We start from the raw sequence: 14,851 nt of genomic DNA on the forward strand, positions 1-14,851 counted from the left end.
TTACAATATGGGCAGTGGGGGCAGCCGTTCTTACGGTAGCCAATCCGTGGTCTCAAGGCTCTTGATATTCATCAAAGGGCATTGGAGAGAACCATGAGAAATCAACGTCGGGTGCTTGCGTCCGCGGCAGCTATCGCCGTGCTCCTGGCCCCCGCAGCTTCGGCCAGTGCCGCGCCAGCGGAGCAAACACCCGTAGTCCTTGCGAGCGGACTCGTGGGTCCCCTGCACGTCAACGCTGACCAGGACGGCTCGGTGATCGTCAGCGAGGAATTCGCCGGCCGCCTGACGAGGGTTCTGGCCGACGGCAGCAAGTCCACCGTCTATTCGGCTCCTGATTGGGACGTGGCGGGCACCGCGGAGCGCCGGTCCACACTGTATCTCCTGGAAAGCCAGGGCGCCGGCCCGATGGACGACAGGCCACTGGCAGGCCACATCAGGGCCATCAGCGACGATGGTACGCAGTGGACCATCGGGGACTTCGCTTCCCTGGAGTCGGAAGAAAACGCCGACGGCGACACCCGCTACGGCTTCCGCAACCTGCCGGATGAGTGCGCCGCCCAGCTGCCCGCCGACATGCCGCCTGCCTCGTACACAGGCGACGTGGATTCCCATCCATACTCGATTGCCCTGTCCGGCCGCACGGCCTACGTGGCAGATGCGGGAGCCAACAGCGTGGTTTCCGTGGACCTCCGTTCAGGTGACACCGAAACCGTCGCCCTCCTCCCGCCCCAGCCATACCGGATCACTGCCGACGTTGCGGCGACACTGCAGCTGCCGGACTGCGTTGTGGGACGGACCTATGCATTTGAACCAGTGCCCACGGACGTGGCGGTAGGTTCCGACGGTTGGCTCTACGTCACCACGCTCCCCGGCGGACCGGAAGATCCGCGGCTGGGCGCACGCGGGTCCGTCTATAAGGTCAACCCGGACAACGGCAGGGTCAGGCTGTTCGCTGACGAAGTGCTCTCCCCCACCGGACTGGCACTTGACGACGACGGCGACATCTACGTCGCGTCGCTGTTCGGCGACGGCGTGCTGAGGATCAACGGCGACGAAGGACAGCGGACAGTCCTGACAGGCAAGCTCACCGCTGACGTCACCATCGGGGATTCCACGCTTTACGCGACCACTGATGCCCTCCCCGCGCCGAACCAGGCACCCGACGGCAAACTGGTTTCCCTTGACCTTGACAGGCACGCCCGCCACTGACGCCACTCCTTGGGCAAAAAAGTGGCCGGACCCTTCCGGGTCCGGCCACACTCATGCCTGCGACGTGCTACTTGTTGCCGTCTTCGTTGATTTCTTCGTCGTCGATGAGGTCTTCGTCCTCTTCGTCGAAGTCGTCCTCGTCGATTTCGACATCCTCAGGAATGTCGCTCTTGTAAGGATCGGCGTCGCCGGCGTGCTTGGCGCTGGCAGCCAGGGCGGCAACCTCGGCGTCCCGCTTCTTGGCGGCGCGGAGCAGTTCTTCGAGGTTGGAGGCGTTGACCGGAATCTGGTCAGCCACGAATTCGAGGGTGGGAGTCAGCCGGACCGTGATGTTGCGGCCCACTTCCTGCCGGAGAACGCCCTTGGCCTTCTCCAGGCCCTTGGCAGCATCAGCCTGCACCACCTGGTCCCCGAACACGGTGTAGTAGATCGTGGCGTGTTGCAGGTCATTGGTCACGCGGGCGTCGGTAACAGTAATACCTTCAAGCCGCGGATCCTTGACCTTCCGGCCCAAAGCCTCTGCAACAACAACCTTAATCCGCTGCGCCAACTTGGCAGCGCGTGCCGGATCAGCCATTTCCACTCCTAAATATTTGGATGTACGACGGCGCGTTAGCGGCTTGCGTACAAAAGGTTCGGTTAATTGCCACGCACCTAAGGCGAGTCTACGACGGACCCGCGTTGGATTTTTTCCGGCGGCCCGGGAGTGGCATCGGGCCTACCGGAGCCGGGCGGTTTGCGATCGAAGATCGAATACCGTCCGGCGAAGGGGCGGGGCCGCCGGAAAGAATCCAACGACCCCGCACCTGTAACGCTAGGACACCTTAGACGCGCGGCTTCTCGCGCATCTCGAAGGTCTCGATGATGTCGCCCTCGGTGATGTCGTTGAACGAGCCAAGACCGATACCACACTCGAAGTCCGTGCGGACCTCGGTTGCGTCGTCCTTGAAGCGCTTGAGCGTCTCAACGGTGAGGTTGTCGCCGATGATCTTGCCGTCGCGGCTGATGCGGGCCTTCGTGTTGCGTCGGATAACACCCGAGCGAACGATGGAACCGGCAATGTTGCCGAACTTGGAGGAACGGAACACTTCGCGGACCTCGGCGGTGCCAAGCTGGACCTCTTCGTACTCCGGCTTGAGCATGCCCTTGAGGGCCAGCTCGATGTCATCGATTGCTGCGTAGATGACGGAGTAGAAGCGCATGTCCACGCCTTCGCGGTCTGCCAGTTCGGCAACACGCTCGGCGGGCTTGACGTTGAAGCCGATGATGACGGCGCTGTCGACAGTTGCCAGGTTGACGTCGTTCTGCGTGATCGCACCGACACCGCGGTGGATAACGCGGAGCTGGACACCTTCGCCGACGTCGATCTTGAGCAGCGCGTCTTCGAGGGCTTCCACGGCACCGGACACGTCACCCTTGAGGATGAGGTTGAGGGTGTCGATCTTGCCTTCGGCGACGGCCTGGTCGAAGTCTTCCAGGCTGATGCGCTTGCGGCGCTTGGCCAGGGCTGCGTTGCGGTCGGCTGCTTCACGCTTCTCAGCGATCTGGCGGGCGGTGCGCTCGTCAGCGGTCACGAAGAAGGTGTCGCCTGCACGCGGGACGTTGGACAGACCCAGCACCTGCACGGGGCGGGACGGGCCGGCCTCTGTCAGGACGCTGCCGTCGTCGTCGAACATCGCACGGACGCGGCCGTGGGCCGTGCCTGCCACGATAGTGTCGCCGACGTGCAGCGTACCGGACTGGACCAGGACGGTGGCAACCGCACCGCGGCCCTTGTCCAGGTTGGCTTCGATCGCAATACCGCGGGCGTCCTTGTTCGGGTTGGCGCGCATGTCCAGGGCTGCGTCTGCGGTGAGCAGGACGGCCTCGAGCAGCTCGTCGATGTTGAGGTTCTGGCGGGCAGAGACCTCGACGAACATGGTGTCGCCACCGTATTCCTCGGGAACCAGTCCGTACTCGGTCAGCTGGCCGCGGACCTTGTCCGGGTTGGCGCCTTCCTTGTCGATCTTGTTCACGGCCACGACGATCGGCACGTTGGCTGCCTGCGCGTGGTTGAGGGCTTCAACGGTCTGCGGCATAACGCCGTCGTCCGCTGCGACCACCAGGATGGCGATGTCGGTGACCTTCGCACCACGGGCACGCATGGCGGTGAACGCCTCGTGGCCCGGAGTATCGATGAAGGTGATCTTGCGGTCGAGACCTTCGTGCGCCGTGGTGATCTGGTAAGCACCGATGTGCTGCGTGATGCCGCCGTGTTCACCCGCGACAACGTCGGAGTTACGGATGGCATCCAGCAGGCGGGTCTTACCGTGGTCAACGTGACCCATGACGGTGACAACAGGAGGACGTGCCTCGAGTTCCTCGTCGCCTTCGGCTTCCAGCTCCGCGTCGAAGTCGATGTCGAAACCGGAGAGCAGCTCGCGCTCCTCGTCCTCCGGGGACACGACCTGGAGCTTGTAGCCAAGCTCCTCGCCGAGCAGGGCGAAGGTCTCTTCATCCAGGGACTGCGTGGCCGTGGCCATTTCGCCGAGGTGGAAGAGCACGGTCACCAGTGCAGCGGGGTTCGCCTCGATCTTGTCGGCAAAGTCCGTGATGGACGAGCCGCGACGGAGCCGGACAACGGTGTTGCCGTCGCCGCGGGGCACGCTTACGCCACCCAGCGACGGAGCACTCATCTGCTCGAGTTCCTGACGCTTGGCACGCTTCGACTTGCGCTGCTTGCCACGGCCTGCGCCGCCCTTACCGAAGGCACCCTGGGTGCCACCGCGACCGCGGCCGCCCTTGCCAAAGCCACCGCCGGCCGGAGCACCGCCACCGGCACCGGGAGCGCCACCGGTACCCGGTGCGCCGCCCGGGCGTCCGGGACCGCGTCCACCGCCGCCGGGACGGCCTGCACCAGCGGGTGCGGGACGTTCGGTGCGGTTAGGCATCATGCCCGGAGTAGGACGGTTTCCGCCGCCTGCACCGGGACGTGCACCGGGAGCACCGGCCGGACGCGGAGCGCCGGGACGTGCACCCTGGGTGCCGCCGGGACGCGGAGCACCCGGACGGGGTCCTCCTGCGCCGGCTGCCGGACGGGGGCCGCCGGGGCGTTCGCCCTCGGTGCGGCTTCCGCCCGGACGGGGCATGCCCTGGGAAGGAGCGAAGGGGTTGTTGCCCGGACGCGGCGGACGTTCGTTGTCGCCGCCGCGGCCCCGGGGCATGCCCTGGGACGTGGCGAAGGGGTTGTTGCCGGGGCGGGGGCCGCCCGGACGGGGTGCCGAACTGCCCTGTCCGCCGGAGCGGGACGGGGCTGCAGGAGCTTCAGCCTTGGGGGCCGGGCGTGCGCCGGGCTTTGCACCGGTGGACGGTGCCGCCGGGGCTGCCGGCGCAGCTGCTGCTGCAGCCGGGGCCGCGGGGGCAGGGGCTGCTGCCGGAGCGGGCGCAGACGGGGCCGGGGCTGCTGCCGGAGCTTCAGCCTTGGGTTCCGGAGCCTTGGGAGCTGCCGGGCCCGGCGCGGGGGCCGGACGGGAAGCCGAGGGGCTTGCGGGCGCCTTGGGCGCTGCAGCGGGAGCTTCGGACTTCGAAGCGCCGGCGGCGGGGTAGGCGTTGCGGAGTTTCCTCACAACGGGGGCCTCAATGGTGGAAGAGGCGGAGCGAACGAATTCGCCCAGTTCCTGCAGTTTGGTTACTGCATCTTTGGAAGTAATACCGAGCTCTTTAGCAAGCTCATGTACGCGGACCTTGGCCACATTTCTCCTGTCTCGGTCCGCACCGAGCCAGGCACGAACCGTCTACTTCTTACTGCGGACCTCCGCCGCGAGTGCAGCTGAAAGGTCCATTGCAGAGCGCAACAAAGTTGTCATCGTTGCGCACTCATCGCTGGGAACTCATCGGGTTTCCATCAGTTTTCTGACCCGCTTTCAGGTTGGACGGTTGTTGCTGCGGCCACCGGAGTGTCCACGGCTTGCGTGCCTGCCGTTATCCGGCGTTCGACGGCGGCAGTTCCGGTGGTGCCCGGGAGGGCACGTCCGAACGCACGCCGCTTGATAGCCAGCGCCAGGCACGTTTCGCTGGAGTGCAGCCAAGCACCCCGGCCAGCCATCCGGCGTCGTTCGTCCACCACAACAGCGGTGGAACCGCTGCCTTCGGCGACGAGCCGGAGTAACTCAGACCGCGGACCCTTCTTCCGGCATCCGATGCAGGTACGCTGCGGCTGATCCTCAAGGTGTTGCGTGTGCGCCACGGTGAGTATCTTCCTGCCCTTACAAATCTGCCGCCCCGAACCCGCCCGCTTGGGGCTGCGCTCCTAAGAAACGCAGATTCTGCGGGCACGCTCAAGGCGCACGGATACCGGCCATAAGGCACGGTCAATGTCTATTCTAGCCCCTCAGGTGCCCCGGCCCCGAAACGACGGGTCGAAACGGGACGGGACAGTCCGAGGGGCCGTCCGCCACGGCGGACTAGTTTTCGCGCTGAACCGCGGCGTCGGAGACGATGTCGATCCGCCAGCCGGTGAGCTTGGCGGCCAGGCGGGCGTTCTGGCCCTCCTTGCCGATGGCAAGCGACAGCTGGTAGTCCGGCACCACAACACGGGCGGAGCGCGTCGCTTCATCCGTGATGGTGACGGAATTCACCCTCGACGGAGACAACGCGCTGGCAATGAAACTGGCCGGATCCTCGCTGAAGTCAACGATGTCGATCTTTTCGTCGTTGAGCTCGGTCATGACGGCACGGACACGCGAACCCATTTCACCGATGCAGGCACCCTTGGCATTGATGCCGGGGATGTTGGCCTTGACGGCGATCTTGGTGCGGTGACCGGCTTCGCGGGCGAGTGCCACGATCTCCACGGAACGGTCGGCGATCTCCGGAACTTCCAGTTCGAAAAGTTTCCGGACCAGTCCGGGGTGCGAACGGGACAACGTGATGGACGGACCCTTGGTGCCGCGGTGCACGTCGATCACGAAAGCGCGAAGCCTGTTGCCGTGGATGTACTTCTCGCCGGGCACCTGCTCGGGCGGAGGCAGCAGCGCCTCTACGGTTCCGAGGTTCACCTGGATCATGTGCGGGTTGTTGCCCTGCTGGATGGTGCCGGCAACAAGCTCGCCTTCGCGGCCCTTGAACTCGCCCAGGACGTTGTCGTCCTCAACGTCGCGCAACCGCTGCAGGATGATCTGGCGTGCCGTGCTGGCAGCGATGCGGCCAAACCCGGCCGGAGTGTCCTCGAACTCCCCGATGGGGGCGCCGTCGTCGTCGATTTCGGTGGCCCAGATGGTCACGTGGCCGCTCTTGCGGTCCAGCTCTGCGCGGGCCTTCTCGAAGGCTCCCGGAGACTTGTGGTACGCCACCAGCAGTGCCTGCTCGATGGTGGGAATCAGGAGGTCCAGCGGGATTTCACGCTCACGCTCCAGAAGTCTCAGTGCGCTCATGTCAATATCCATCAGGCCTCCTCAGAAGGTCCATTGTGTTCATCTTCCAGACCGACCTCATCGAGGTGGCTGAACTCTATCTCGACTTTTCCATTGCGGATCCTGTCGAAAGGAATCTTCTCCGGCTCGCCCTGCTTGGGCTTCATGCCCTTCTTGGCAGCGATCTCCGGAATCAGCGTCACGCCGTCGTCATCAACGGCCTGGATCCTGCCGGTCAGGTTTTCGCCCTGGATGACATTCACCTTGACCATGCGGCCGCGGGCACGGTGCCAGTGGCGCGGTTCGGTCAGTGGCCGTCCCACGCCGGGCGAGGAAACCTCGAGGTCGTAGGGGCGGCTGTCGTAGCTGGGGTCGCTGTCCAGGATGCCGGAGAGTTCCTTGGAAATCTCCGCAATAACGTCAAGGCTTACTCCGCCGGTCTCTTCCTGCGGCAGGTCCACTACTACGTGGACCACACGGTTTGCACCGGCAACCTGAATGGATACGTCCTCCAAGTAAAGCCGGTTTGCCTGGACCGAGGGTTCCAGCAGCGCCCGGACGCGCTCGGCTTCCGGGTTGTGCACGGATTCGGCCTCAGTCTTGCCCGTCCCGGTCCGGTCTGATGAAGTCGTGGCTTCTGCATTACTCACGATGCCGGCCGCCTCCCGCTAGATGATGTTGTGTGTACTAGCGTAGCCATTTTATGGGCGCCGTGGTGCACTCGCTTGCTGCCGGGCATGACAACATGGTCTGTTGTGAAAGACGACACCAAGGAAAAACCACGGCCGGCCCGCTATTTCCGGTACGGCATCCTGGCGTCGTTGGCGGTCCTGGTCATCAGCCTGGGGCTGGCGCTGACTCCGGGCCCTCCGCAGGAGGTGCCGGAACCCGCGTTTTCCGAACGGGCACGGGCGGCTGCGCTTGCCGAAACGATGCAGCTGCGCCTGGCCGGCAGAAGAATGGCTGACTCCTTTTCCGGTGCCGAGCGCCAGGCCCTGCTGCGCACTGTGACTTTGCTGACAACCCAGGCGAGAGCGCTGACCGGCCCTGATCCGAAGCCGTCCGCGTCGGCCACGGGTGCCGCCTCCGCATCCGGATCAGCAACCGCTTCCGCGACGGCGCAGGCCGAGGGAACGGACTCCCCCGCCGCCCTCGTCGCCGCGTTGTCCGCCAGCGGAAGCCGGCGCCTCGAAGATGCGGCAGCTTCCGACGGCGGGATGGCACGGCTGCTTGCCGCCGTCGGTACCGCCCAGGTTCTTCAGGCATCCTCACTTGCACCTGCGTTGGGGGAAGCCGCCCCCGCGGCGCCCGCGTCTCCGGCCGCGCCGCCCCAAGTCGCGCCGTCAGCCGCGCCGACAGCCGCGTCATCGGCAACCACATCGGCAACAGCATCGGCAACAGCATCGGTTACCGCATCGGCGGCAGCGGACGGTTCCTGCCCGCCGGCCACCACCGAGTCCGGACCGGCTGAAGGATCGGCCACCCCGGCAACAGCCCTGGCGATGACTGTCAAGACGGAGGCCGAAACGGTCTACGGCTACCAAGTGGCGCTTGCCCGCCTCGACGGAGCGGCCGCCGGCTCGGCGTCACAGCTGCTGGCACGGCATGAGTCGGTCCTTGCCGAAGCCGAAGCCCTCAGCCGCGCCCTGTGCGTGGACATTCCGCCGCGGGAGGCGGGGTACACCCTCGGCCCGTCGTTCCTCGCTGCCCCTGCCGCCGGTCTGGGCAGCCTTGAAGCAGGAACCCTCCCGGTATACGGGGACCTGGTCGCGTTGAGCGGCGGGAGCACCCGGCAATGGGCCATTTCGGGCCTTCTGGCAGCTGCCAACCGCGCCGTGTTGTGGGGCTCCGACCCCGGTCCCCTGCCGGGCATCGTGGTGGATACTGCGCAGCTTCCGGAGCTCCCGCAGGACAGCCCGTCGCAGGAATCGACCGCGCCGGGGGCTTCGCCGGCGCCGTCGGACGCCGGATAGACCCTGCCTCGCCCTTGGCGTGGCTTACCTTTCTTAGCCTTGTATTACTGGCAGGCGGCGGTAGCCGATGGTTTGCTATACCCATGGACATCGCGGGAGCAGCAACACAGCATGAAAACGAACCGCACCACAACGACATCGCCCATCGGCTGAACTGGCTGCGCGCCGGAGTTCTGGGTGCCAACGACGGCATCGTGTCCGTCGCGGCAATCGTGGTGGGCGTGGCAGGCGTCACCACGGATTCCGGCCCTATCCTGATCGCCGGTGCGGCCGGCGTCGTGGGTGGTGCCATTTCGATGGCGCTGGGCGAGTACGTGTCCGTCAGCAGCCAGAAGGACAGCCAGCAGGCGCTCATCGAGAAGGAAAGACGCGAACTGGCTGAGCAGCCCGAGGAGGAGCTCGAGGAGCTCGCCGCCATCTACCAGGGCAAGGGCCTCAGCGCCGCCACTGCCCGCACGGTGGCTGAGGAACTCACCGCCCACGACGCCCTTGGCGCGCATCTTTCCGCCGAACTCCACATCGATGAGACCGACATCGTCAGCCCGTGGCACGCGGCCTTCGCGTCAGCCATAGCGTTCCTGATCGGAGCGATCCTGCCCATGCTGGCAATCCTGCTGCCCCCGGAGGAGATCCGGGTCCCCCTGACCTTCGTGGCAGTGCTGGTGGCCCTGGCACTGACCGGAGCCCTCGGAGCATGGATCGGCGGAGGCTCGAAGTCGAAGGCTGCGTTCAGGGTGGTGCTCGGCGGTGCCCTGGCACTCATCGCGACCTTCGGGATCGGCAACCTGCTGGGTGCCAGCGGCGTGGTCGCCTGACCTTCCGCGTCCTGCCGGCGGGCCGGCAGTTACGCTGGATCCGATGAAAGCACCCGCAGATGTCCCCATCCCGCCTGACCTGAGCCGCCGGTACGGCAGGACAAGCGGCGGACGTGCCTGGCTGGGTTCCCTCCAGAGGCTGATTCGCGGACGCCTGGAGCGGTGGGACCTTGAGGTGGATCTGGCGCCCGGTGAGCTGCCATGGAACGGCCATGGAGCCGTGGTTGTCCCGGTAACCCGCAAGGGCGTTCCTGCAGTCCTCAAGGTTGCCTACCCGCACGACGAAGCCCGGGTGGAGCGTTTCGCCCTCCGGCTCTGGGACGGCCACGGTGCGGTGCGGCTCCTGGAGTCCGACGCCGGGACGTGTTCCATGCTGCTGGAAAGGCTCGACGCTTGCCGCTCCCTCCAGGACGTTCCGCTCGATACGGCCGTAGGCGTCTGGGGCGGGCTGACACGGCAGTTGAGCCTGAGGCCGGACCATCGCCCGGAGTGGCACGAATTCGACCACGTGGCAGCCCGCGCCGAGCAGTGGAGTGATGATCTTCCGGCGGACTGGGAGCAGCTCGGCAGGCCATTTCCGCGCTGGCTGCTGGAGGCTGCCCTGGAAGTTTGCCAGACGCGCGGAGCGGTGGGCCGCCGTGCCGGGACCGACGTCCTGGTCAACACGGACTTCCATTACCTGAACATCCTGGCCCGGCCGCAGGGCGGTTTTGCGGCAATCGACCCGCAGCCAATGATCGGCGAAGCCGAGTTCTCGGTGGCCCCGCTCCTGTGGAACCGCATCCGGGACCTCTCCCGGTCTGATCCCCGGCGGGGACTGCTGGAGAGATGCAGGGACTTCAGCAACGCGGCGGGGCTGGATGCCGAGGCGGCCCGGCAGTGGAGCCTCGCCCGCGAAGTTGAAAACGCCCTATCCTATGCCTCGCGCCCCCACCATGGCGGCGACCTGGCCCGTTCCCTCTGGGTGGCCAGCACGCTGGCCGGACGCACCCTCGACGGATTGCCCGCTGCGCATGACCTCCCGGCACCGGGTGAAGCAGGGCCTGAGTGAAGCTGGCTGGAAAGCAAGCGGCCGGGCCTAGCCGCGAACTGCTGCCAGGGCTTTCCGCACCGCTTCGACGGCCGCCTCGACGTCGGCGTCGTCCGTTGTCCAGTTGCTCACCGAAAGACGCAGGACCTCCCGCCCCCGCCAGTGGGAACCGGACATCCGCACCAGCCCGTCACCGATGATCCGGGCCGTCACGGCCCGCGTGGTCGCGTCATCGCCGAAGGCCAGGGAGACCTGGGTGTAGACGACGTCGTTGAGTACTTCCACGCCGTCCAGCACCGACAGTTGCTCCGCCAACTGCGCAGCGCGGCTCGCCAGATTGCGTACCTGCGCCGCAACGCCATCCCGGATGATGTAACTGGGGTTGACGCTCATGGCGGCCTCGAGCGCCTCCGTGTCCCGTACAGCCACGATGCCGCAGTCGTAGGGCACGTTTAGTGTCTTGTGCGCATCGGTTGCCCACGAGTCAGCAAGGTGGAGGCCAGCGGTCAGGGCGGCAAGTTCCGGCACCGCAGCCGCCCAGAGTCCGAAAGCCCCGTCAACGTGCACCCAGGCGCCATGTGCTTTCGCGACGGTGATCGCTTGGAGGAACGGATCGAACGCGCCGGAATGCACGTTCCCGGCCTGCAGGCACACAACCGGCGGCGCAGCAGCTGATCCCCCGGTTTCGTCCGATGCCTTGGCCAGGGCACGGTCCAGGGCGCAGTCCAGCTCTGCCGGATCCATGCGGCCCTGCGGGTCCGATGGCACCACGATGGGGCGGCCCAGGCCGAGGTACCGCAAGGCGAGATCGATCGAGTCGTGGCGTTCCTGGCCGACTATGCAACGGAGTGCCGGTGCGCCGGCGAGGCCACCGGTGTTCACGTCCCAGCCGGCCCTCTCCAGGACGCGCCAGCGGGCGGCGGACAGGCCGGCGAAGTTGGCCATGGTCGCGCCGGTGACGAAACCGACGTCGGCCGTTTCCGGCAAGCCCAGCAGCTCCAGGAACCACCGCCCGGCTGCTGCCTCGAGGGCCGCCGTGGCGGGCGTGGCAGCACGTAGGAAGGAGTTCTGGTCCCAGGCGCTGACCAGCCAGTCCGCCGCCAGGGCGGCGGGCACGGTGCCGCCGATAACCCAGCCGAAAAAACGGCCCGACGGCATTGCCATCAGGCCCGGTTCCGCCTCGGCCGCGAGATAGTCGATCACTTCGCCCGCCGGCATGCCGGCCTGGGGCATCGGACCGCCGAAGACGGCCTCCAGCTCCCCTGCCGTGGCCCGGGGCCCTACACGGCGGGTCTGCTGGCTTGCCAGCCATTCACGGGCGTGCCCGGCTGCTGCGTCCAAGGCGTCCCGGAAGGGCTCGTCCCCTGTTGACATAGGAGCATGCTACGCCCCCGCCCTCCCGGCCGGGAGGGTCTTTCGCATTCCCTTCGGCCCGCCTGCTAGGCGAAGGTGTCCTGCCAGATGTCGTAGCCGAGTTTGAGGATGAGGGCGCCGACGACGGCGAGGAAAACGTTACGGATGAAGGTGCTGCCCTGCTTCACCGCGGTCCGCGCCCCGAGGTAGCCGCCCGCCATGTTGGCGAGCCCAAGCACCAGCCCCACGCCCCAGAGCAGTGAGCCGTGCGGCAGGAAGAAGATCAGGGCGCCGGCATTGGTGGCCATGTTCACGATCTTTGCCTTGGCACTGGCTTCGAGGAACGCATAACCCATCGCGGATACCAGGGCGATGATCAGGAACGAACCCGTCCCTGGTCCGATCAGCCCGTCGTAGAACCCGATGGCCGCTCCGATGAGGCAGGCCACCACATAGTGGGTCCGGCCGTCGTGGCGGAGCGAAGTCAGGTCGCCGATGTTGGGCTTGAACGCCGTAAACAGAGCGACGGCGACCAGCGCCGCCACGATTATGGGTTTGAAGACGCTCGCAGGCAGGGTGGCGGCCAGCACTGCGCCGCCGAAGCTCCCGGCCAGCGCAATGACGGCCATGGGTATGGCGGTCCGCAGGTCCGGCCTGACCCGCCGGTAGTACGTCACGGCACTGGTGGTGGTCCCGAAAATGGAACCCATCTTGTTGGTGGCAAGAGCCTGGACCGGGCTGATGCCCGGCACCAGCAGCAGCGCCGGGAGCTGGATCAGTCCCCCGCCGCCCACCACTGCGTCAATCCACCCTGCGGCGAAGCCCGCCACGATGATGAGGATCAGCGTGGCGGGCTCCAGCGACTCGAATCCCGAGATCACTCCTTCAGCCGAGCGGGTTACTTGCTGCGGACGGCGTTGACCACATAGTCAACAGCCTTCTCCACGGCCACGTTCTCCGCCTCGCCGCTGCGGCGGTCCTTGATTTCCACGACGCCGTCCGCCAGCCCGCGGCCAACGGCCAGGATCGTGGGCACGCCAACGAGCTCCGCATCGCCGAACTTGACGCCCGGGGACACCTTGGGGCGGTCGTCGTAGATGACCTCGAGGCCTGCGGCTTCGAGCTCGAGTGAGAGCTTCTCGGCCGCCGCGAAGATTTCCTCGCCCCGGCCCACAGCCACGACGTGGACATCGGCGGGAGCCACTGCGCGGGGCCAGACCAGGCCCTTGGCATCGTGGTTGGACTCGGCCAGGGCCGCGACAGCACGGGTAACGCCGACGCCGTAGGACCCCATGGTGACCACTACCTGCTTGCCGTTCTGGTCCAGGACCTTCAGTTCAAGGGCCTCGGCGTACTTGCGGCCGAGCTGGAAGATGTGGCCCATCTCAATGCCGCGGGCGGTCTCCAGGGGACCGGATCCGTCCGGCGCCTCGTCACCGGCGCGCACTTCGGTGCACTCGATCACGCCGTCCCAGCCGAAGTCCCGGCCGGCCACGAGGCCGAAGACATGCTTTCCGGCCATGTTGGCTCCGGTGACCCAGGCGGTGCCGCTGACAACGCGGGGATCCACCAGGTACAGGAGCTTGGCGGCACCTTCGAGTCCGAGGAGCGGTGCGCTCAGTGACATGCCGGGGCCCAGGTAGCCGCGGACGATCAGGGGGTTGCGGGCAAGGTCTTCCTCGCCGGCGGCCTCCACGGTGATCTCGCCGGCGACCGGCAGGTAGGCGCCGATGTTGGCCTCAACCCGCTTCAGGTCCACGCCGCGGTCACCGGGCACGCCGATGACGACGATCTGCCGCTCGCCGGTGGGCAGGGTGATGGCGAGGACGACGTTCTTCAGCGTGTCAGCGGCCGTCCAGGCGCCGCCGTCGTTCTCCCCGCGGGGAACCAGCTCGTTGGCTGCGTCCACGAGCGTGTCGATGGTGGGAGTGTTCGGGGTGTCCCGGATCTCGGCGGCAGGCGCGTTGGTGAAGTCGATGTCCGCGGGCACCACGGTGGTCACTGCCTCCACGTTGGCCGCATAGCCGCCGGCGGACCGCACGAACGTGTCTTCGCCGATCTCGGTCGGGTGCAGGAACTCCTCGCTCCGGGAGCCGCCCATGGCACCTGCAGTAGCAGCCACCGGAACCACCTCGAGGCCGAGGCGCTCGAAGATCTTCAGGTAGGCGGCGCGGTGCGCGTTGTAGCTCGCGTCCAGGCCGGCGTCGTCGACGTCGAACGAGTAGGAGTCCTTCATGATGAACTCGCGGCCGCGCAGCAGGCCGGCACGCGGCCGGGCCTCATCGCGGTACTTGTTCTGGATCTGGTAGATGCTCAGCGGAAGATCCTTGTACGAGGAGTACAGGTCCTTGACCAGCAGGGTGAACATTTCCTCGTGCGTGGGGGCCAGGAGGTAGTCGCCGCCCTTGCGGTCCTTGAGCCGGAAGATGCCCTCGCCGTACTCGGTCCACCGGTTGGTGGCCTCGTAGGGCTCCTTGGGCAGGAGAGCCGGGAAATGGACTTCCTGGGCGCCGATCGCGGTCATTTCCTCGCGGATGATCTTCTCCACTTTCCGCAGCACGCTCAGGCCAAGCGGCAGCCAGGTGTAGATGCCCGGCGCTGCCCTGCGGATGTACCCGGCTCGGACCAGGAGCCGGTGGCTCGCCACCTCGGCATCGGCGGGATCTTCGCGCAGGGTGCGCAGGAAAAGCTTGGATAGTCGAAGGACCACGGGTAGGAATCCGTTTCTTGGGAGGTGCCTGTTCAGATGACGGGCTGGGCAAATTCGTCTGGGTACTAATCTACCGTGGCGCGGCGGGTGCCGGGTTCCCGGCCGCCGGGGACGGAGAAGAGCCACGCCAGAACTGAAAGGAAGCCCCTGGCCGTTGCCGGCTGGTCATCCTGTTTTGGCGTGGCTCTTACGGCCCGTCGGACCCAGAAGTCCGGAGGAAGCGCTAGGCGTGCCTGCTGGGAAGGTCAACGTCCAGTGCCATCTGCTGATTTCCCCCTGAGACCGCACGCACCCCATCGGCGCGGCTAGGAAGAACCTATGTGATTCACGGCACCATTACAAGAGTCGTCACGCAGTTTTCGGCAGTTGAC

At 66.4% G+C, this 14,851-nt stretch carries 12 protein-coding genes; 4 read left to right on the forward strand and 8 right to left on the reverse strand.

Annotated features, from left to right (window positions below; translation table 11 throughout):
- Nucleotides 1-93: 93 nt before the first annotated feature.
- A complete protein-coding gene (locus AC07YR_RS15490) occupies nucleotides 94-1,209 on the forward strand; it encodes a ScyD/ScyE family protein (RefSeq protein WP_494734496.1) in 1,116 nt (371 codons plus the stop codon).
- A gap of 67 nt (nucleotides 1,210-1,276) precedes the next feature.
- Here the strand turns inward: AC07YR_RS15490 and rbfA are convergent, their stop codons facing one another.
- The 5 genes from rbfA to rimP all read right to left on the reverse strand — a co-directional run bounded on the left by rbfA (nucleotide 1,277) and on the right by rimP (nucleotide 7,249).
- Nucleotides 1,277-1,786: a 30S ribosome-binding factor RbfA gene (gene rbfA / locus AC07YR_RS15495; protein WP_055798448.1), complete on the reverse strand. Its 510-nt coding sequence runs from the start codon at nucleotides 1,784-1,786 to the stop codon at nucleotides 1,277-1,279.
- Between the two features lie 247 nt (nucleotides 1,787-2,033).
- Nucleotides 2,034-4,940, reverse strand: a complete 2,907-nt coding sequence (gene infB / locus AC07YR_RS15500; RefSeq protein ID WP_055798451.1) for a translation initiation factor IF-2 — start codon at nucleotides 4,938-4,940, stop codon at nucleotides 2,034-2,036.
- A gap of 152 nt (nucleotides 4,941-5,092) precedes the next feature.
- Nucleotides 5,093-5,434, reverse strand: a complete 342-nt coding sequence (locus AC07YR_RS15505) for a YlxR family protein (protein WP_055798455.1) — start codon at nucleotides 5,432-5,434, stop codon at nucleotides 5,093-5,095.
- A gap of 217 nt (nucleotides 5,435-5,651) precedes the next feature.
- Nucleotides 5,652-6,632 (reverse strand): transcription termination factor NusA, encoded by a 981-nt coding sequence (nusA, locus tag AC07YR_RS15510; protein ID WP_028272174.1) that lies wholly within the window; start codon nucleotides 6,630-6,632, stop codon nucleotides 5,652-5,654.
- Entirely contained in the window at nucleotides 6,632-7,249 is a 618-nt protein-coding gene (gene rimP, locus AC07YR_RS15515; protein WP_436057187.1) for a ribosome maturation factor RimP, read from the reverse strand. Before rimP ends, nusA begins: the two co-directional genes overlap by 1 nt.
- An 87-nt stretch (nucleotides 7,250-7,336) precedes the next feature.
- On the opposite strand from rimP, the gene AC07YR_RS15520 reads away from it, so the two are divergent.
- From AC07YR_RS15520 to AC07YR_RS15530, 3 genes are all read left to right on the forward strand, one after another.
- Nucleotides 7,337-8,572 carry a ferritin-like domain-containing protein gene (locus AC07YR_RS15520; RefSeq protein WP_494734497.1) on the forward strand — a complete coding sequence of 412 codons (1,236 nt, stop codon included), beginning with the start codon at nucleotides 7,337-7,339 and terminating at the stop codon, nucleotides 8,570-8,572.
- Between the two features lie 83 nt (nucleotides 8,573-8,655).
- Nucleotides 8,656-9,387, forward strand: coding sequence for a VIT1/CCC1 transporter family protein (locus AC07YR_RS15525; protein WP_055798464.1), 732 nt, complete (start codon nucleotides 8,656-8,658; stop codon nucleotides 9,385-9,387).
- 43 nt (nucleotides 9,388-9,430) lie between these two features.
- The gene (locus AC07YR_RS15530) at nucleotides 9,431-10,438 is read left to right on the forward strand and encodes an aminoglycoside phosphotransferase family protein (protein ID WP_055798467.1); all 1,008 of its coding nucleotides are present in this window, start codon (nucleotides 9,431-9,433) and stop codon (nucleotides 10,436-10,438) included.
- A gap of 27 nt (nucleotides 10,439-10,465) precedes the next feature.
- Here AC07YR_RS15530 and AC07YR_RS15535 read toward each other — a convergent pair whose 3' ends face one another.
- From AC07YR_RS15535 to AC07YR_RS15545, 3 genes are all read right to left on the reverse strand, one after another.
- Nucleotides 10,466-11,791 (reverse strand): pyridoxal phosphate-dependent decarboxylase family protein, encoded by a 1,326-nt coding sequence (locus AC07YR_RS15535; RefSeq protein WP_494734498.1) that lies wholly within the window; start codon nucleotides 11,789-11,791, stop codon nucleotides 10,466-10,468.
- A gap of 65 nt (nucleotides 11,792-11,856) precedes the next feature.
- A complete protein-coding gene (locus AC07YR_RS15540) occupies nucleotides 11,857-12,651 on the reverse strand; it encodes a sulfite exporter TauE/SafE family protein (protein WP_055798474.1) in 795 nt (264 codons plus the stop codon).
- Nucleotides 12,652-12,668: 17 nt separating this feature from the next.
- On the reverse strand, nucleotides 12,669-14,480 hold the full coding sequence (locus tag AC07YR_RS15545) for a proline--tRNA ligase (protein ID WP_055798476.1): 1,812 nt from the start codon (nucleotides 14,478-14,480) through the stop codon (nucleotides 12,669-12,671).
- Nucleotides 14,481-14,851 lie beyond the last annotated feature (371 nt).

It is taken from the genome of Arthrobacter sp. GW460-12-1-14-TSB2 (genome assembly GCF_059423525.1).

Bases quoted from the DNA above. Each gene is read 5' to 3' on its own strand.
- AC07YR_RS15520 (WP_494734497.1), top strand. From the start codon at position 7,337: ATGACAACATGGTCTGTTGTGAAAGACGACACCAAGGAAAAACCACGG.
- AC07YR_RS15535 (WP_494734498.1), bottom strand. From the start codon at position 11,791: ATGTCAACAGGGGACGAGCCCTTCCGGGACGCCTTGGACGCAGCAGCC.
- AC07YR_RS15490 (WP_494734496.1), top strand. From the start codon at position 94: ATGAGAAATCAACGTCGGGTGCTTGCGTCCGCGGCAGCTATCGCCGTG.
- AC07YR_RS15530 (WP_055798467.1), top strand. From the start codon at position 9,431: ATGAAAGCACCCGCAGATGTCCCCATCCCGCCTGACCTGAGCCGCCGG.
- AC07YR_RS15525 (WP_055798464.1), top strand. From the start codon at position 8,656: ATGGACATCGCGGGAGCAGCAACACAGCATGAAAACGAACCGCACCAC.
- rbfA (WP_055798448.1), bottom strand. From the start codon at position 1,786: ATGGCTGATCCGGCACGCGCTGCCAAGTTGGCGCAGCGGATTAAGGTT.
- nusA (WP_028272174.1), bottom strand. From the start codon at position 6,632: ATGGATATTGACATGAGCGCACTGAGACTTCTGGAGCGTGAGCGTGAA.